The sequence below is a fragment of the Rhodococcus sp. NCIMB 12038 genome (assembly GCF_002165735.1).
GTDB lineage: Bacteria > Actinomycetota > Actinomycetes > Mycobacteriales > Mycobacteriaceae > Rhodococcus_F.
In genome coordinates, this window is record NZ_NHML01000015.1 from 155,153 (window position 1) to 172,330 (window position 17,178).

Annotated in this window: 20 protein-coding genes; 4 read left to right on the forward strand and 16 right to left on the reverse strand. The window is 68.0% G+C overall.

All coding sequences use genetic code 11. From position 1 onward, the window contains the following. Nucleotides 1–45 precede the first annotated feature (45 nt). Nucleotides 46–2,268 carry an MMPL family transporter gene (locus tag CA951_RS23585; RefSeq protein ID WP_087559121.1) on the forward strand — a complete coding sequence of 741 codons (2,223 nt, stop codon included), beginning with the start codon at nt 46–48 and terminating at the stop codon, nt 2,266–2,268. Here the strand turns inward: CA951_RS23585 and CA951_RS23590 are convergent. From CA951_RS23590 to CA951_RS23615, 6 genes are read right to left on the reverse strand one after another with little or no spacing between them, the layout of a single operon-like run. Beyond that, a complete protein-coding gene (locus tag CA951_RS23590; RefSeq protein ID WP_087559122.1) occupies nt 2,265–3,116 on the reverse strand; it encodes a DNA-3-methyladenine glycosylase in 852 nt (283 codons plus the stop codon). The genes CA951_RS23585 and CA951_RS23590 overlap by 4 nt on opposite strands. Continuing rightward, nucleotides 3,113–3,769, reverse strand: a complete 657-nt coding sequence (locus CA951_RS23595) for an alpha-ketoglutarate-dependent dioxygenase AlkB (RefSeq protein ID WP_087559212.1) — start codon at nt 3,767–3,769, stop codon at nt 3,113–3,115. Before CA951_RS23595 ends, CA951_RS23590 begins: the two co-directional genes overlap by 4 nt. Nucleotides 3,770–3,774: 5 nt before the next feature. Further along, nucleotides 3,775–4,485 carry a 2OG-Fe(II) oxygenase gene (locus CA951_RS23600; protein WP_087559123.1) on the reverse strand — a complete coding sequence of 237 codons (711 nt, stop codon included), beginning with the start codon at nt 4,483–4,485 and terminating at the stop codon, nt 3,775–3,777. Then, the gene (locus tag CA951_RS23605; protein ID WP_087559124.1) at nt 4,482–5,084 is read right to left on the reverse strand and encodes a methylated-DNA--[protein]-cysteine S-methyltransferase; all 603 of its coding nucleotides are present in this window, start codon (nt 5,082–5,084) and stop codon (nt 4,482–4,484) included. Before CA951_RS23605 ends, CA951_RS23600 begins: the two co-directional genes overlap by 4 nt. Further along, a complete protein-coding gene (locus CA951_RS23610; protein ID WP_087559125.1) occupies nt 5,081–5,572 on the reverse strand; it encodes an RNA polymerase sigma factor in 492 nt (163 codons plus the stop codon). Before CA951_RS23610 ends, CA951_RS23605 begins: the two co-directional genes overlap by 4 nt. Next, entirely contained in the window at nt 5,569–6,075 is a 507-nt protein-coding gene (locus CA951_RS23615; RefSeq protein WP_087559126.1) for a methylated-DNA--[protein]-cysteine S-methyltransferase, read from the reverse strand. The genes CA951_RS23610 and CA951_RS23615 overlap by 4 nt, the downstream gene beginning before the upstream one ends. A gap of 93 nt (nt 6,076–6,168) precedes the next feature. Here CA951_RS23615 and CA951_RS23620 point away from each other — a divergent pair, with 93 nt between their 5' ends. Further along, nucleotides 6,169–6,720, forward strand: coding sequence for a ribulose 1,5-bisphosphate carboxylase large subunit (locus tag CA951_RS23620; protein ID WP_087559127.1), 552 nt, complete (start codon nt 6,169–6,171; stop codon nt 6,718–6,720). Here CA951_RS23620 and CA951_RS23625 read toward each other — a convergent pair. The 4 genes from CA951_RS23625 to CA951_RS23640 form a co-directional block, all read right to left on the reverse strand. Next, nucleotides 6,717–7,454, reverse strand: coding sequence for an SDR family oxidoreductase (locus tag CA951_RS23625; RefSeq protein WP_087559128.1), 738 nt, complete (start codon nt 7,452–7,454; stop codon nt 6,717–6,719). The genes CA951_RS23620 and CA951_RS23625 overlap by 4 nt on opposite strands. Beyond that, nucleotides 7,451–8,476, reverse strand: coding sequence for a phosphotransferase family protein (locus tag CA951_RS23630; RefSeq protein WP_087559129.1), 1,026 nt, complete (start codon nt 8,474–8,476; stop codon nt 7,451–7,453). Before CA951_RS23630 ends, CA951_RS23625 begins: the two co-directional genes overlap by 4 nt. Further along, complete coding sequence (locus tag CA951_RS23635; protein ID WP_087559130.1) at nt 8,473–9,684, reverse strand: acyl-CoA dehydrogenase family protein; 1,212 nt, start codon at nt 9,682–9,684, stop codon at nt 8,473–8,475. The genes CA951_RS23630 and CA951_RS23635 overlap by 4 nt, the downstream gene beginning before the upstream one ends. 99 nt (nt 9,685–9,783) lie before the next feature. After that, a complete protein-coding gene (locus CA951_RS23640; RefSeq protein ID WP_087559131.1) occupies nt 9,784–10,404 on the reverse strand; it encodes a TetR/AcrR family transcriptional regulator in 621 nt (206 codons plus the stop codon). Nucleotides 10,405–10,523: 119 nt separating this feature from the next. Between CA951_RS23640 and CA951_RS23645 the strand changes: the two genes are divergently transcribed. Next, the gene (locus CA951_RS23645) at nt 10,524–10,982 is read left to right on the forward strand and encodes an SRPBCC family protein (protein WP_087559132.1); all 459 of its coding nucleotides are present in this window, start codon (nt 10,524–10,526) and stop codon (nt 10,980–10,982) included. On the opposite strand, the gene CA951_RS23650 is transcribed toward CA951_RS23645, so the two are convergent. The 6 genes from CA951_RS23650 to CA951_RS23675 form a co-directional block, all read right to left on the reverse strand. After that, complete coding sequence (locus tag CA951_RS23650) at nt 10,979–11,968, reverse strand: NADPH:quinone oxidoreductase family protein (RefSeq protein ID WP_087559133.1); 990 nt, start codon at nt 11,966–11,968, stop codon at nt 10,979–10,981. The two genes, CA951_RS23645 and CA951_RS23650, sit on opposite strands and share 4 nt — an antisense overlap. Before the next feature lie 3 nt (nt 11,969–11,971). Continuing rightward, nucleotides 11,972–12,730, reverse strand: coding sequence for a 3-oxoacyl-ACP reductase FabG (gene fabG, locus CA951_RS23655; protein WP_087559134.1), 759 nt, complete (start codon nt 12,728–12,730; stop codon nt 11,972–11,974). A gap of 67 nt (nt 12,731–12,797) precedes the next feature. Further along, on the reverse strand, nt 12,798–13,607 hold the full coding sequence (locus CA951_RS23660; protein WP_087559135.1) for an SDR family oxidoreductase: 810 nt from the start codon (nt 13,605–13,607) through the stop codon (nt 12,798–12,800). Between the two features lie 123 nt (nt 13,608–13,730). Further along, complete coding sequence (locus CA951_RS23665) at nt 13,731–14,426, reverse strand: TetR/AcrR family transcriptional regulator (RefSeq protein WP_087559136.1); 696 nt, start codon at nt 14,424–14,426, stop codon at nt 13,731–13,733. Nucleotides 14,427–14,469: 43 nt separating this feature from the next. After that, complete coding sequence (locus CA951_RS23670) at nt 14,470–15,231, reverse strand: SDR family NAD(P)-dependent oxidoreductase (RefSeq protein ID WP_087559137.1); 762 nt, start codon at nt 15,229–15,231, stop codon at nt 14,470–14,472. A gap of 41 nt (nt 15,232–15,272) precedes the next feature. After that, nucleotides 15,273–16,418: an acyl-CoA dehydrogenase family protein gene (locus CA951_RS23675; protein WP_087559138.1), complete on the reverse strand. Its 1,146-nt coding sequence runs from the start codon at nt 16,416–16,418 to the stop codon at nt 15,273–15,275. 141 nt (nt 16,419–16,559) lie between these two features. Here CA951_RS23675 and CA951_RS23680 point away from each other — a divergent pair, with 141 nt between their 5' ends. Next, entirely contained in the window at nt 16,560–17,159 is a 600-nt protein-coding gene (locus CA951_RS23680; RefSeq protein WP_179220291.1) for a TetR/AcrR family transcriptional regulator, read from the forward strand. Nucleotides 17,160–17,178 lie beyond the last annotated feature (19 nt).

Consider the following 17,178-nt stretch of genomic DNA (forward strand, 5'->3'; position numbering starts at 1 on the left):
GGTGTACTGGGACGCACTGCTGGCGGGGGCGGCGAAGGAGAACCCATGACGAAGTTGGATTCGACGGACTCGAGCACGAGCGGCGAGAAGTCGCGCAGATTTCGCTGGCCCGCGTTCACCATCGTGGCCATCGCGATCGCCGCGTTCTTCGCGGGCGGATTCGGGGGGACGTTCCAGGGGAAGCTCACCGAGGTCCAGAAGAACGACAACGCCGCCTACCTGTCGAGTTCCGCCGAATCGACGATCGTCACCAACGAAGCGTCCAAGTTCCTCACCGTCGAAACCATCCCCGGTTTCGTGCTGTTCCACGGCGACGCACCGCTCACCGATCAGGACAAGGCCGCCGTCGCGCAGGCGCACGACGCCATCGCGGCCGTCGACGGCGTCGACGCCGAAGGCATGTCCCAGCCACAGTTCTCGGAGGACGGCACCACGGCGTCGATCTTCGTTCCCCTCGTCGCGAAGGAGGACGGCACGGCGGTCGCCGGCGACGTGCTCGCCGCCACCGAGGAGAACGTCCTCACGGCCGCGAAGGACGCGGCCACCGGGCTCGAGGTGCTCCCCGCCGGTCCCGGCGGCCTGCTGGTGGCGTTCATCGACGCGTTCGCCGGACTCGACGGCGCACTGCTGGGCGCCGCACTGCTCGTGGTGGTCCTGATCCTGCTGGTGGTGTACCGCTCCCCGGTGCTGTGGTTCTTCCCGCTCTTCTCGGCTCTGCTCGCGCTCGGTCTGGCGTCGATGGTCATCTACTTCCTCGCCAAGGCCGACGTGCTCACGCTCACCGGGCAGAGTCAGGGCATCCTGTTCGTCCTCGTGATCGGGGCAGGCACCGACTATGCGCTGCTCCTGATCTCCCGCTATCGGGAAGAACTGCATTTCTATCCCAGCCGGTTCGACGCCATGATCAAGGCCTGGAAGGAATCGGCTCCCGCCATCACGGCGTCGGCGGTCACCGTCATCCTCGGTCTGCTGTGCCTGACGTTCTCCGAACTGAACTCCAACAAGAGCCTCGGGCCGGTCGCCGCGATCGGCATCGCGTGCACGTATCTCGTGATGATGACGTTCCTGCCGGCGGCACTGTCCGCGGCGGGACGGTGGGTGTTCTGGCCGCGGAAACCCAAGGTGGATCAGGCCGCCGACCTCACCACGCACGGCCTGTGGGGCAAGATCGCCGCCCAGGTCGGAAGCAAGGACCGCTCCCTCTGGATCGGGACGACGGTGCTGCTGGCCGTGCTGTTCCTGGTCGGTATCGGCAGTCTGAAGACGGACGGGCTGTCGTCTTCGGAGAACTTCACCAACCGGCCCGACGCCGTCGTCGGCCAGGAGTTGTACGACTCCAAATTCGATCCGGGCGCCGGCGCGCCCGCCGTCATCGTCACCAACGCCGACCAGACGGACGCCGTCATCGCGGCCGTGAGCGGCGTGGAGGGCGTGTCGACGGACCCCGGCGCGGTGTGCCCGCAGGTCGACGTCGAGAAGCTGTCCGCCCTCGTCAAGTCGAACCCGGCGGCGGTGGCCTCGGCGGCCGGGCAGGGGTGCGCACCCGACTTCCTCACCGCCGCACCGATCGACGGGCGAATGGTCGTCAACGTGACCCTCGCCGACTCGTACGATTCCCCGGAAGCCCTCAAGACGGTGACACGACTGCGGGACGCCGCGCACGCCGTGCCCGGCGCCGACGCGCTGGTCGGTGGCAGCACGGCAACGACCCTCGATGTGCAGACGGCGTCGGTGCACGACCGGAACCTGATCATCCCGATCGTTCTCGTCGTCATCTTCGTCGTGCTGTCCCTCCTGCTCCGCGCGTTGCTCACCCCGATCATCCTCATCGCCACCGTGGTGTTGTCGTTCGCGGCCACACTCGGGGTGTGCGGGCTCTTCTTCACCCACGTCTTCCATTTCGCGAACGCGGATCCCGCGTTCCCGCTGTTCGCGTTCGTGTTCCTCGTGGCCCTCGGCATCGACTACAACATCTTCCTGATGACGCGGGTCCGCGAGGAAACCGAGGAACACGGCACCAAATCCGGTGTGCTGCGCGGACTGGCGGTGACCGGTGGGGTCATCACGTCGGCCGGTGTGGTGCTCGCCGCGACGTTCGCGGTGCTGGGTGTGCTGCCGCTGGTGTTCCTCGCCGAGGTCGGCTTCGCGGTCGCGTTCGGCGTGCTGCTCGACACGATCATCGTGCGCAGCATCCTCGTCCCGGCCCTCTCCCACGACATCGGCAAGAAGATCTGGTGGCCTTCGGCGCTGGCGAAGGCCAAGGACTAATACGCTTCGTCCGTCCACAGATGGAACAGGGCGTACGCCCGCCACGGACGCCACGCCTCGGCGAGTTCTGCTGCCTGCCTGCCGGTCTTGACGCCGAGCGCCCGTTTGAGGACGAGGTCGTCGGGTGTGAACGCGTCCGGGTCGCCCAGTACCCGCACCGTCAGATAGTCCGCCGTCCACGGACCGATACCGGGCAGCGCGAGCAGACCGGCCCGGAACTCGGCCGGGTCGGTGTCCGCGCCGAGGCGCAGGCCGTTCGACGCGGCCTCGGCGAGTGCGAGCACCGTCCTGGCCCGGGCCCCGGTGAGACCGAGGGTGGAGCGGAACTGCTCGGGGGGGAGCGCCGCCAGCGTCTCCGGTTCGGGGAACGCGAAGAAGCCGTCGCGGACCGGAAGGCCGTACGCGGCCACGAGGCGGCTGCCGAACGTCCGGGCAGCGGCCAGCGAAACCTGTTGCCCGAGAATGGTCAAGACCGCCGTCTCGAACCCGTCCACGCTGCCCAGGCGCCGCAGTCCCGGCCGTTGCGCCACCAGCGGAGCAAGCTGCGGGTGGCGGCTCAGCGCGGCGTCGATCGGCAGCGGATCCGCGTCGAGGTCGAGCCAGCGCCGGAGCGTCGCGATCAACGCCTCGACGTCGTCCGGGTCCGCCGGTGTCAGGTGCGCCTCGACATACCCGTCGGCGGGTCGCACGAGAACGGACGCCAGCGCAGGCCCGTGCGGTCCGTCCACCACCCGGGTGTGGGTTCCGTCGGGGTCGTGCCGCTCGAGCCCGGACACGGTGTGCGCGCGGAGCGCACCCCACAGCGGTGCATGGGTGAACGGACCCCGATACGGCAATTGCACTCTCATCCGTCCTCGAGACCCGTCACCCGCAGCGTGATGTTCAGTCGCCCCGCGGTCAACCCGCAGTCCGGATCACTCGTGCCGGGAAACACTTTCGGCACTCCGTGATACGCGAAGCGGGACTCGCCGCCGAACACGAACAGGTCGCCGGACAGCAGTTCGACGTCGGTGTACGGCTTGGTGCGGGTGGCGGTGTTCCCGAACCGGAACGTGCAGGTGTCGCCGATGCTCAACGACACCACCGGCGCGTCGGACCGTTCCTCCTTGTCCTGGTGCATGCCCATCTTCGCGGCGTCGTCGTAGAAGTTGATCAGCGCGGCATCGGGTGTGTACCCGTCGGCGGGCTCCCCGTAGGCCTCGCCGACCGCCCGCCGGCCGAGTTCGATCAGCCAGTCGGGCACCGGCGCGACGCGACCACCGCCCGCGTCCTCAGCGGTCCGCGAGTAGGAATACGGCTTCCAGTGCCAGCCGAGGCACACCGTCTGCACCGACATGCGGTGCCCCGTCGGCAGTTGCGCGGCCCGCATCGGGACCGGCGCGGTGGCCCATCCCCGGCATGCGGCCACCAGGTGGCGTTGCTCCGCCAGCGTGAGCCAGTCGGGGACGTGGACGGCGCCGGGCGCCACCACGGTCCGGGGTCGGGGTATCAGGGCGGACATCACGGTCACTCCGCGTCGTGCAGGACCAGGCCGAGGGTCCGGCGGGTGCCGCGTCTGATGGTGCTGACACCGTGCCGTACCGGTCCCGTCGACCAGCCGCGGGTCGACCGCACGGGCCGGTCCCGGGTGGTGAAGATCAGCGCGTGGCCCTGCCGCAGCGTCGTCACCGTGCCTCGCGACTGGGCGCGGGGCCGCTGCTCGACGAGCATGAACTCGCCACCCTCGTGATCCACCCCCGGTCGGTCGAGGCCGATCACCACCTGCAGCGGGAACACCAGGTCGCCGTAGAGGTCGCGGTGCAGGGCGTTCCAGTCGTTCGCGCGGTAGCTGAGCAGGATCGGCGTCGCCCGTTTCTGGCCTGCGTCGTGGCACAGGTCCAGCCATTCGTCGAGGGTGTCCGGCCACGGCGACGGCTGCCTCAGCTTGACCGCCCAGTCCCGTGCCACGGGAAGCAGTTTCGGGTAGAAGGCGGCGCGGAGTTCGGCCACGACTTCCGGTAGCGGATAGTCGAAGTACCGGTACTGTCCCGAGCCGAAGCGGTGCCGGGCCATGTCGACGGTGGACCGGAAACGTTCGGCCTCCTCGTACATGTCCGCGATCTGCCCGCATTCCTCCGCGGTCAGGATCTGCTCCGATTGCGCGCATCCCGCGGCGTCGGTCTCGGCGTGCAGTGTCGGCCAGTCCAGAGCGTTCACACGTTGCGTCACGGTGGTCATGCCGCCGCCTCCAATGTCAGCAGAATCGACTTGGCCTCCGGCCCACCGGCGTACTGGCCCATGCTGCCGTCGCTGCGGACCACCCGGTGGCAGGGCACCACGACGGGCAGCGGATTGAGCGCGCACGCGGTGCCGACCGCACGCACTGCTTTCGGACTGCCCGCGGCGACCGCGACCGCCGCGTAACTGGCGGTGTGCCCGTAGTCGATGTCGGGGAGATGGCGCAGCACTTCGAGCCGGAACCCCTTGGACAGCCGGAAGTCCAGTGGGACGTCGAAGCTCGTGCGCCTGCCGAGGAAGTACTCGTCGATCTCGTGGGCGACCCGGTCGAGCCGGGCCGGTGCGCGCAGGATCCGGGGACTGATCTGTTCGGCGAGGGTCTGCAGCACGGCATCGTGATCCTGGCTGGGGAAGGCGACCCGCACCAGCCCGCGATCGGTGGCGGCGAGCAGCAGCGAACCGACCGGGGTGTCGAGTGTCCGGTATGCGACGTCGAGGAGCCCGGCTTCGGCGGCGGCGACGGCCAGACGCTCCCGCAGTTTCTGCTCCACCGGGGAGTCCAACGGGTACAGGGAATAGACGATGTCGGGCATGTTCATGTGATGTCTCCACTCACAGAGATCGAGAGGGTCTTGCGCAGCGCCGCAACGCCGTCCGCGGCCGCCCGCCGCGACGCGGCCGGGGAGTTGCCCAGGATCACCGCGATCTCGGTGTACGGCAGCCCGGCCAGGTAGTGATACGCCACCGCTGCCCGCTGCTTCATCGGCAGGGCGCCGACCGCCTTCCACAATTCCGGGTCGTGGCCGCCGGGAAGCCCGCGGTCGGTGGTCTGCTCCGGCAGTTCGTCGGTGGGAACGGGCCGCCGGTCACGTGCACGGATGTGGTCGAGCGCCTTCCGGTGCGCGATCGTCACCAACCACGCCTCGACGTTGCTCTCCGGACTCAGGTCGGGGTACGCGCGCATCGCGGCGATGAACGTCTCCGACCAGGCGTCCTCGGCGTCCACCGGACCGACCACGGCCCGGCAGACGCGCAGGACCGTCGGGCCGTGCTCGGCCACGACATTTTCGAACGGCTTCAGGGTCATCGGCTCAGCCGGAGCCCCGCCCGTTCCGCTTCGCGTTCGAGCAGGAACCGTTTGCGGTCGAGACCGCCCGCATACCCCGTCAGGCTGCCGTTGCTCCCGACCACCCGGTGGCACGGGATGATGATGCTGATCGGATTCCTGCCGTTCGCCGCCGCCACCGCGCGAACGGCGGTCGGGGTGCCGAGCGAATCGGCCAGCTGACCGTACGTCCACGTGTCGCCGTACGGGATGGTGCGCAGTGCGTCCCACACCCGTTTCTGGAACGGGGTGCCCCGCGCGGCGAGCGGAACGGTGAAATCGGCGCGCCGTCCGTCGAAGTATTCGGCGAGCTGAGTGGTTGCCTCGTCGAACCCTGAAGTGTCGCGGTCGCCGAACGTCGCGGGATTCGGCTGGTGCCGGTGTTCGACCATGTAGATGCCGCTCAGCACCCCGTCGACGCTCACCAGCGTCAGGGGGCCGATCGGCGAATCGATGAGAGTGTGTGCTGCTCGGTCGGCATTCACGGTGCCAATCCTTCCAGGTGTACGGGCCTCTGAAAGGTAGACGTCTGCCACGACCGAAACGTGAGATGCGAATCCATCAGGCAGGATGGGCCGATGTCTCTCGTACAACTCGGCACCCGCGACCTGGTGCGTACCGTCACCGGTATCGCCCGATGGTCGGCGGACACCGCTGAACTCGTCGTCTCCCTTCCCGGCCGGATCGGAGTCCTCCTCGACCAGGTCGAGGTGCTGATCTCCCGCATCGAGGCGATCAGCGACGGCGCCGAGATCGCGGTGACGCGAGCGAACGCGGTTGCAGAAGCGGCGGCCACCGTCGTCGCCACGGCAGGAACCACGTCCGCGTCGGCGCAGACCCTGATCGACCTGTACCAGCCGCTCGCGACGAAGGCCGCCCCACTCGCGCAGCGGTTCGTCGACGACCTCACCGAGGAGGAGATTCACGCCGCGATCGGGTTGGTGGACCACCTGCCCGAGCTGACGATGCGCATGGAGGGACTCCTGCCCATCCTGGCGACCCTCGACACCGTGTCGCCGGAGATCCACCAGCTCCTCGAGGAGGTCCAGGGGGTGCGTCAGGCGATCCAGGGCGTCCCCGGGTTCAAGTTCTTCCGCAAGCGCGGCGAGGCGCAGGAGGACGAGGACTAGGCGCGGTAGCCGTCCGTTCCGGCCCGTCCGACGACGATCTTCGGGACCACCGCGCGCGAGGACAGCCGCAGCACGGCGTCGACGAGTTCGACGATGTCGTTTACCTCGATCATCGTCTCGGGCGGAATCGTGTCGTGCTTCCACGTTGCCATGTCGGTGTCGACGTACGCCGGGGCCAGGGCGGTCGCGGAGATCCCGTTACCGGACTCCTCCACGTTCAGTGTCTCGGTGAGCGAGATCAGCGCGGCCTTGGTCGCCCCGTAGACGGCAAGCCCTGCCTCGGCGTAGACGCCGGTGATCGATGCCAGGGCGACGACCTTGGATCCGCGGCCCGGGTTCTCCGCCGCACCCGTCCGGAGCAGCGGCAGCGACTGCTGCAACAGGCTGAACGGTGCCCGCAGGTTGACGCCCAGGCTCTTGTCGAATCGGTGCATGGGGAATTCGCCGATGGCGCCGGCGGTGCCCACCCCGGCATTGAGTACCAGTGCGTTCAGCGAACCGAAGGCGTCGGCGTGCGCCTCGACGACCCGTCCCGCTGATTCCTCGTCTGCGAGATCCCCCGCGACCACGACGACGTCCTTCGCGCCGGCGGTCCGAAGGTCGGCGGCCACCGTTTCGAGCCGCTCGCGGTCGCGGGCCGTGATCGTCAGCCCGTACCCCTGCTCCGCGAGGCGGGTGGCGATGCCGAGTCCGATGCCACGCGAGGCGCCGGTGATCAGTGCGCTGCGGCTCATACCGTCTGTCCTTTCAGGGCGCGCAGGCCCGCTGTGATGAATTCGGGCACCGCATCGCCCGCCTTGTCGAAACCGTCACCGACGGTGGCACCGGCCCGGTAGCGGTGGTTGATGCCCTCGGCGATGACGGCGAGCTTGAAGTTCGCGAGCGCCAGGTAGAAGTTCCAGTGCACCAGTTCACGCCCCGACGCCACGGTGTAGCGCTGCGCGAGATCGTCGGCCGACGGCAGTCGCGGGCTCGTCCACGCCGCGGGTTCGCCGAGCACCAGGTCGAGAGCCGGATGCCGGTAGACGCACATCAGGGCGACGTCGGTGAGCGGGTCACCGAGGGTGGAGAGTTCCCAGTCGACGACGGCCGCCACAGTGCTCACGTCCCCGGGCGCGAGGATCGTGTTGTCGATGCGGTAGTCGCCGTGCACGATCGACGACTCCGTCTGCTGCGGGATCGACTCGGCGAGCGCGGCGTGGAGGCGGTCGACGTCGGCGGAATCCGTCGTCTTCACCCGCCCCCATTGACTGGCCCACAACTTCACCTGCCGCGCCACGTACCCGTCCGGACGGCCGAGTTCGCCCAGGCCGACGGCGTCGTAGTCGACGTTGTGCAGTGCGCCGAGCACGCGGACCAGTTCGTCGGTACACGAGTCGATGTCCGCGTCGGACAGCGCATCGAGGTCCGACTTGGTCCGGATCACCTGGCCGGTCACGTGTTCCACCACGGTGAACGACGCGCCCATGACGCTGTCGTCCTCACACAACACGACGGTCGCGGCGACCGGCACGTCGGTGCCCTGCAGCGCCGAGGTGATGCGGAACTCGCGGGCCACGTCGTGCGCCGAGGGTGTGAGCCCCGCGGTGGGCGGCCTTCGCAGCACCCACCGCGAGGAGTCGTCGTGAATGGCGTACGTGAGGTTGGACTTGCCGCCCGAGATCAGGTCGGCCCGCAACTCGCCATTCAGAGGGACATTCGAATCGGACAGGAACTTCTGCAGGGCAACGAGATCGAGCCCGCGGTGTTCGCTCATGCGCCGGCCTCCCGCGCGGCCTTCTTCGCGGCACCCACCACGCGCTTGGCGATGGCCCAGCGGTGCACCTCGGACGGGCCGTCGTACACCCGGAACGGCCGCACCTCGCGGGACAGCCGGGCGAGGGGCAGGTCGCCGGACACGCCGAGACCGCCACACATCTGCACGGAGTTGTCGACGATCCGGAAGATCGCCTCCGCGGCATAGGTCTTCGCGATGGACGTCGAGTTGCTCGCGTGGCCGCCCTGGTCGAGTTCCCAGCAGGCCCGCGTCAGCAACGCCCGGGTGGCGGCGATGTCGATCTCGTTGTCCGCGATCATCTTCTGGACCATGCCGAGATCGCCCAGCTTGCCGCCGAAACCGTCCCGCTGCGCCACGTGCGCCACGGCGACGTCGTGGCCGCGGCGCGCGGCACCCAGCCAGCGCATGACGTGCGTCATCCGGGCGGGCCCGAGCCGGACCTGCGCGTAGGCGAATCCCTGGTCCACCTCGCCGAGGACCCCGCTGTCCGGAACGAACAGATCCTCGAAGAACACCTCACAGTGCCCACCGATCATCGCCCGGTCGAGGGTGTCGATGTGACGGCCCACCGTCAGCCCCTCGGCGTCGGCAGGCGTGAGGAACATCGTGGCGCCGCCGCGGTCGCCGGGCACACCGGACGTGCGGGCGAAGATGATGAAGAATCCGGCGCCGTCGGCTCCGGTGATGAAGTACTTGTGGCCGTTGATCTTCCACCCGCCCGGCACCTTCTCGGCGCGCGTGGTCAGCGCGGACGGGTCGGAGCCGGCTCCGGGCGACGGCTCGGTCATGGCGAACGCCGACCGCATGTCGCCGTGCGCCAGCGGAGCGAGGAACCGCTCCTTCTGCTCGGGGCTCGCGATGTGCGCGAGCATGTGGACGTTGCCCTCGTCGGGTGCGCCGATGTTCAGTGCCGTCGGGCCGAACAGCGAGTAGCCGGCGGCCTCGAAGACGGGCGCGCGATCGGTCATGTTCAGGCCGTGTCCGCCGTACTCGACGGGTGCGTGCGGGACGAAGATTCCGGCGTCCTTCGCCGCCTTCTGCATCTGCACGCGCAGGGTGTCGCCCCCGGCGGCGGTGATGTCGCCGCCGTGCTCGTCCTCGATGGGGAGCACGACTTCGCGGATGAACGCCTCGGTCTTCTCGACGAGTGCGGTCACCTCGGGTGCATAGGACAGATCGATCGCCACAACTACCTCCAGTCAGTACGGCGACTCCGGTACCGACCGATCACTCGCTCGGTCGAAGTCGTTCCCGAGGATCCCACAGGTTCGGAACGGGGTCAAGCCTCAGCCGGATGCGCCGACGGTGCTCCTCGCGATCACCAGGTACCGCTCGACCAGTTCGTCGGGCGACAGCGGCCCGTCCTCGCGGTACCAGGTGGACACCGCGACGCACATGGTGACCACGGCACGGCTCGCATCCTCCGGGAACGGTGTCCGGAAATGCCCGGCCGCCACCCCGTCGCGGACGATGTCGTCGAGCATCTCCTGCTGCTCGTCGCGCAGCGCGATGTACGCCTGCCTGCTCTCCGGTTCCATGCTCCGCGTCTCACGGGACGCGACGAAGGCCTGCTCGCGGCGGTACATGTGGAATCGCAGCAACGACTCGATGACCGCGTCGAACCGCTCCCCCGGTGTCGGGCCCGCCTCGGACACCGCCGCTCGACTGCGATCGAGGAGATCCCGCATCACGACATTCGTCAGCCCCACCAGCAACGCCTGCTTGGAGGGGTAATGGTGGTAGAGACCGGGGACTGAGAGCCCCGCACGTGAGGCGATCTCACGGATCGACGCGCCGTCGTACCCCTTCTCGACGAACGCCGCCAGCGCCGCGGCCAGAACCTTCGACAATCCCTGGTCGGTGTACTCGCGCCAGGAACTGCTGCGCTGGGTGCCCTCTACCGTCATGGGTCCTACGGTAGAACAGGTACCCGCCGCTCCCCTGCCGTGGTCGCGGGAGTTGACTAGAGTCGAACGAGGTCGCCCAGATCGACAGCCTTCTCCGACAGAGAGCCAGGGACCACCCGATGATCCATGTCCGTCACTCCGCGATCGCAGCCGTGCCCCTCCACGTGGCCTTCGCGTACATCGACGACTACCGGACGGTCCCCGACTGGATGTTCGGAGTCTCGGAATTCCGTCCGATCGGCGAATTCGACCAGGGGCTGGAGTCGACATTCGACGCCGCGATCCACATCGGCCCGAGCACCCTGCGGTCGCGCCTCGAGGTCACCGAGTGGGTGCAGGACCGGGTCATCACCCTGGCGTCGCTCGACGGCGCCGCCAACTCCTCCACCTGGGAGTTCGCCGCGCACGGTGAGGACAAGACCGAGATCAGCGTGGACTTCGCGTACAAACTCCCCGGCGGTCTCACCGGCAAGGCTCTCGGGCTCATCGTCGAACCGTTCGTCGAAACGGCCGTGAAGAACACCGAGGCCACCCTGCGGCAGAACCTCGAGGAGCTGTACGCGAAGCGCGCCCGCTAGCGTCCCGGCAGGAACGCCAGCCGTCCGACCGTCGTCCCGTCGCCGAGGCGTCCGATTCCGTCCGCGACGTCGGTGAGCCCGAGCCGCTCGCTGATCATCGGTGTGATCTCGCCTGCCGCGGCCATCCTCGTCAGCTCCTCGTGACACTCCCGGATGGCGGCGGGGTCGTAGGCGTTGTACAGACCCCAGTGCAGCCCGATGATCGAGTAGTTCTTGATCAGCGCATGGTTCAACCCGGGTGACGGGATGGTGCCGCTCGCGAACCCGATCACGATGATGCGTCCCTCGAACGCGATGCACTTGGTCGACTTCGTGTAGGAGTCGCCGCCCACCGGATCGAACACGACGTCCGCACCGCGTCCGTCCGTGAAGTCCTTCACGGCCTGGACGAAGTCCTCGCTGTGCCGGTCGATCACGAGGTCGGCACCGAGTTCCCGCGTGTAGGCCGCCTTCTCGGGCCCGCCGACGACGCCGATCACCTTGGCGCCTGCCGCCTTGCCCAGTTGCACGGCTGCGCTGCCCACGCCTCCTGCCGCGGCCTGCACGAGCAGGGTTTCGCCGGGCCGGATCTGTGTTCTGCGGTGCAGCGCAAACCATCCCGTCTGGTACCCGATCGACAGTGCCGATGCTTCGGCGTCGTCGAGGGCCTCCGGGGCGGGGAACGCGGTCGCCGCCGACATGACGGCCAGCTCCGCGAATCCGCCGTTCGGCAGGCTCGGCATGCCGATCACCCGGTCGCCGACGGAGAACCCGGACACGCCCTCTCCCAGCTCCACCACCTCGCCGCACAACTCGACGCCGGGAGTGAACGGAAGCGGCGGCTTGATCTGGTACTCACCGCGGCACAACAGCACATCCGGGAAGTTGGCGGCCGCGGAGAGCACCTTGACCAGCACCTCTCCGGGCTTCGGCTCGAGGTCGGGGACGTCCTCGAACGTCAGGACGTCCCGCGGCTGACCCAGTTCGTGTACACGCCACGCCTTCATCGATCAGTCCTTCGGTCCACCGGCGACGTAAACGACCTGACCCGACACGAATCCGGCACCCTCGCTGACGAAGAACGACGCGGTGTGCGCGATGTCCTCGGGCTGTCCGACGCGGTTGACGGGGATCTGCGACGCCGCCGCCTTCTTGAAGTCCTCGAAGCCGACGCCCACCCGCTCGGCGGTCGCTGCGGTCATCTCGGTCTCGATGAATCCGGGCGCGATCGCGTTGGCGGTGACCCCGAACTTGCCGAGTTCGAAGGCCAGGGTCTTGGTGAAGCCCTGCATGCCGGCCTTCGCGGCCGAGTAGTTGACCTGACCGCGGTTGCCGAGCGCGGACGTGCTCGACAGGTTCACGATCCGGCCGAACCCCGCGTCCACCATGTGCTTCTGCACGGCCCGCGACATCAGGAACGCGCCACGCAGGTGCACGTTCATCACGGCGTCCCAGTCGTCGACGGTCATCTTGAACAGCAGGTTGTCGCGGGTGATTCCGGCGTTGTTGATCAGGATCGTCGGTGCGCCGAGTTCGGTCGCCACCCGTTCGACCGCCGCGGCGACGGACGCCTCGTCGGCGACGTTCGCGCCCACGGCCAGGGCTTCGCCGCCGGCGGCCTTGATCGCGTCGACGGTGCCGGCACACGCGGCCTCGTCCAGGTCGAGCACGGCGACGGCGTACCCGTCGCTCGCCAGCCGCTTCGCGACGGCGGCGCCGATACCCCTGGCCGACCCGGTGACGATGGCGGTTCTACGTTCCTGGCTCACTTGTTTCCTCCATGGTGGTTGTTCTCGGTCTTCGTACGGTATGTGCGCAGTTCGCTTCTCGGTCGGGTCAGGACGGCTCGGCCAGGAGCGTCGCCCGGTAGCGGCGCATGCCCCGGATCCATCGGTCGTAGTCGGCGCCCTTGTGCCGGTACATCTCCAGCACCTCGGGGTGCGGAAGGATCAGGAATTGCTCGGCTTCCATTGCGGCGAGCACGCATTCGGCTACCTCGGCCGGCTCGAGCACCGATCCCGCGGTGGTGACGGCGCGTGCGGCGATGGCCGACAGGGCGGCGTCGTCGGTGAGCAGTTTGGTGTTGACGCCCATCGGGCACAGGCAGCTGACACGGACGCCCTTGTCGCCGTAGGTGACCGACAGCCACTCGGCGAATCCGACGGCGGCGTGCTTGGTCACCGAGTAGGGGGCGGAACCGATCTGAGTGAGCAACCCGGCGGCCGATGCCGTGCTGACGAAGTACCCCTCCCCGCGCTCGATCCAGCCGGGAACGAGGCGGCGGGCGGCCCGGACGTGCGCGCGGACGTTCACGTCGAGGGCGAGGTCCCACACGGCGTCGTCGGGTTCGAGCTGGTCGCCTGCCGCGACACCCGCATTGGCGAAGTAGAGGTCGACGGGCCCGAAGGCCTGTTCCGCGGCGTCGATGACCGACGCGATCTGAGCGTCGTCGGACGCATCTGCCTGCACTGCCAGCGCAGCGCCGGGATGCTCGGCGTCGATTCTCCGGACTACCGCATCCAGCCCGGTGCCGTCGAGGTCGGTGACGACGACCTTGGCACCCTCGGCGGCGAGCCGCTCCGCGAGTGCACTGCCGATTCCACCGCCGCCACCGGTGACGACGGCAACCTTCTGCGCAACCTGCACGAGATTCCTCCCTCGAGGGGACACGAACGTGGCCCCAGTCTTCCACAGAAACAACCTGAACCCGGTGTCGGATTCAGTTTTGTGGACCGAAGTGTCCCACACGCTCACGCCGCAGGCGAGAGCTCAGCTCCGCTCGGGGAACCTCAGTCCGTTCGCCCAGATCCGCGTCGTCGTGAACACGACGTCGTCGAAGTCGACAGGAGTGCCGTCGGTCCCGTTCACGCTGGCCACGAACACGTTGTACGCAAGCCGGCTGACCATCCCCGACAACGCCCGCGACGCCAGCATCGGGTCCAGTTCCTTGTCGGCGATGCCTCGCGCCTGCAACTCCGCGATGCCCCGCGCGTTGCGCGCGATGAACGCGTCGGCCCGCTGACGCCGCAGATCCGCGAACGCCGGGTCGATGTGGGCCACCTGCTCGAGCAGCCCCATCAGCTTGGCGTTGCGCCGGTAGGCCTCCAGGTAGGCACGGTTACTCGCCTCCAGCACCGCATAGGGGTCGTCGGTGTCCTGCACCCGCTTCATGCCCGGGTGCATCATGTCTTCCTGCGCCACCTCGAGCACGGCGGCGAAGATCTGCTCCTTGTTGTCGAAGTACGTGTAGAACGACCCCGTCGAGCAGTTCGCTTCCTTCGTGATGTCGGTGAGCCTGGCGTCGAGGTACCCGGACCGCTCGAACACCGTCCGCGCGGCCGCCACCAACGCCGCGCGCGTGCGTGCACCGCGAGGGGTCGCCGGAGGCTCCCGCAGCAGATCGGTGGCCGCCATCGACGGGGCGGGCTGGTCGTCCCACTCTTCATGGACGGTGCGCGTGGTCATTTCCTACTTATACGCCAGCACCGCAGCCCCGCCCAACCCGCGCTCAGGTGATCGTGATGCCACCGTCCACCGCGATCGTCTGACCGGTGACGTACGCCGCGGCGTCCGACGCGAGCCAGACCACGGTCGCAGCCAGCTCCTCGGGGTCACCGAGGCGACCGAGAACCAGTCGCGATTTCATCGATTCGAGGTACCCGTCCTGGTACTGGTCCGTCATCTCCGACTCGAAGAACCCGGGGGCGATCGCATTCACCCGGATGCCCTTGCGAGTGCCCCACTGCTGCGCCAGATCGCGGGTCAGACCGATGACGCCGGCCTTGCTCGCGGCGTACGCGGCCTGCGGAAGTCCCGCGGTCGTGAGGCCCAGCACGCTCGCAATGTTCACGATCGCGCTGCCCGGCTTCATGACCCGGCCCGCCGCCTGCGCCGCCCAATAGGAGCCGTTCAGATTGATGTCGACGACCTGCCGGAACTGCTCCGGAGTCTCCCTCGTCGCGGGGACGGCGGTACCGACGCCCGCGTTGTTGACGAGAACGTCCACGCGGCCGAACTTCTCCATCGCCGCGTCAATCATGTTCTGTGCCTGCGCCGGGTCGGCGATGTCCGTCGCGACGCACAGCGCCTCACGTCCCGCTGCCCGCACCAGTTCAGCGGTCTTCTCCAGACGATCGGTACGGCGCGCAGCCAGCACCACATCGGCGCCCGCCTCCGCCGCCGCCTGCGCGAACGCCACCCCGAGGCCCGACGACGCACCGGTCACGACGACCACCCGATCGGTCAAGCTGAACTTGTCGAGAACGGACATACGAAGCGACTCCTTTGTCGTCGGGCTGCAGGGGTGCGGACTCAGAGGCCGAGGTCGCGGCCGATCAGTTCCTTCATGATCTCGTTCGAACCGGCCCAGATCTTGGTGACACGAGCATCCATCCATGCACGCGCGGCACGGTATTCGGTCATGAACCCGTAGCCACCGTGCAGCTGCACGCAGTGGTCGAGGACCTCGTTCTGCACCTGAGCAGTCCACCACTTGGCCTTGGCGGCGTCCACTGCCGTCAGCTCGCCGTCGGCGTGTGCGGCGACGCAGTTGTCGACGTAGGCCTGGGTGACCTCGACACGTGTGACGAGGTCGGCGAGCAGGAACTTGTTCCACTGCAGCGACCCGATGGGCTGACCGAATGCCTTGCGGTCCTTGGCGTACTGGATCGTCTCCTCGAGAATCGGCGCGGCGTGCGCGATGTTCGAGACGGCGGCGCCGACACGCTCCTGCGGCAGCATCTCCATCATGTGAATGAATCCGCGGTCGATCTCACCGATGATGTTCGTCGACGGCACACGCACGTTCTCGAAGAACAGCTCGGCGGTGTCGGACTCGTGCTGGCCGACCTTGTCGAGCTTGCGTCCGCGCTCGAAACCCTCCATGCCCGTCTCCACGGCGAACAGGGTGATGCCCTTGGACTTCTTCTCGGGGCTGGTGCGGGCGGCGACGATCACCAGGTCGGCGTTGTAGCCGTTGGTGATGAACGTCTTGGAACCGTTGATGATCCAGCCGTCGCCGTCCTTGACCGCGGTGGTCTTGAGCGAGGCGAGGTCGGAACCGCCGGAGGGCTCGGTCATGCCGATCGCGGTGAGCAGCTCACCGGTGCAGAACTTGGGCAGCCAGCGCTGCTTCTGCTCCTCGGTCGTGAGTTGCACGAGGTACGGCGCGACGACGTCGGCGTGAATACCGAAGCTCGACGACACGGCGGCGCTTGCGCGTGCGAGTTCCTCCCCGAGGACGGCGTTGAACCGGTAGTCGCCGGCCTCGCTTCCGCCGTACGCCTCGGGGACCTCGAGGCCGAGGAAGCCGTTGCGGCCCGCTTCGAGCCAGATCTCGCGGTCGATGAACCGCTGGGCGATGAGCTTGTCTGCCACCGGCAGCAGGTTGCGGTTCACGAACTCCCGGACCGATTCGCGGAATGCCTCGTGATCGGGGCCGTACAGGGTGCGTCGCATGACCGCTCCTTCTGGATGTCGAGCTATTGATTGATTCACGCTTCGAGCATGTAAGCGTCTGCTTATTTTCTAAGCGCTTGCTTATACTGATGGCGTGACGCGGTATTGTCAACAGCCGCGCAGCCGAGGATGGAGAGAGACATGAGCGAATCACCCAGCCAGGTGATCAGCCCGTCCAAGGCTGCCGCCCGCATCCGAGCCGCAGCCGTCGACGCATTCGCTACCAGCGGATACGGAGGCACCACCACTCGCGAGATCGCCGCCCGCCTCGACATGAGCCCGGCCGCGATGTACCCGCACTACCGCTCCAAGGAAGAACTTCTCTTCGCGATCAGTTACGAAGGCCACACCGCCGCACTCGACGTCGTGAGGAACGCCGACCTACCCGACGAGTCCCCGTCGACGAGGCTGCAGGCACTGATCGGCGCGTTCGCGAGCTGGCAGGCCACCCACCACGCGCAGGCCCGTGTCGTGCAGTACGAACTCAATGCCCTCACGCCGGAGCACTACCGCGACGTGGTCAAACTGCGCCGCGACATCACCCACATCGTCCGCTCCGTCGTCGACGCCGGTGCGGCATCCGGCGAATTCACCGTCCCCGACGGCGAAGGCGTCACCCTCGCCCTCATGTCACTGTGCGTGGACATCTGCCGCTGGTTTCCCGCGGGCGCCTACACCGAACCGAAGGCCGTCGCGGACCTCTACGCCGGCCTCGCCATGCGACTGGTCGGAGCAGCGTAGGTATTGCTTTGGGTATTGC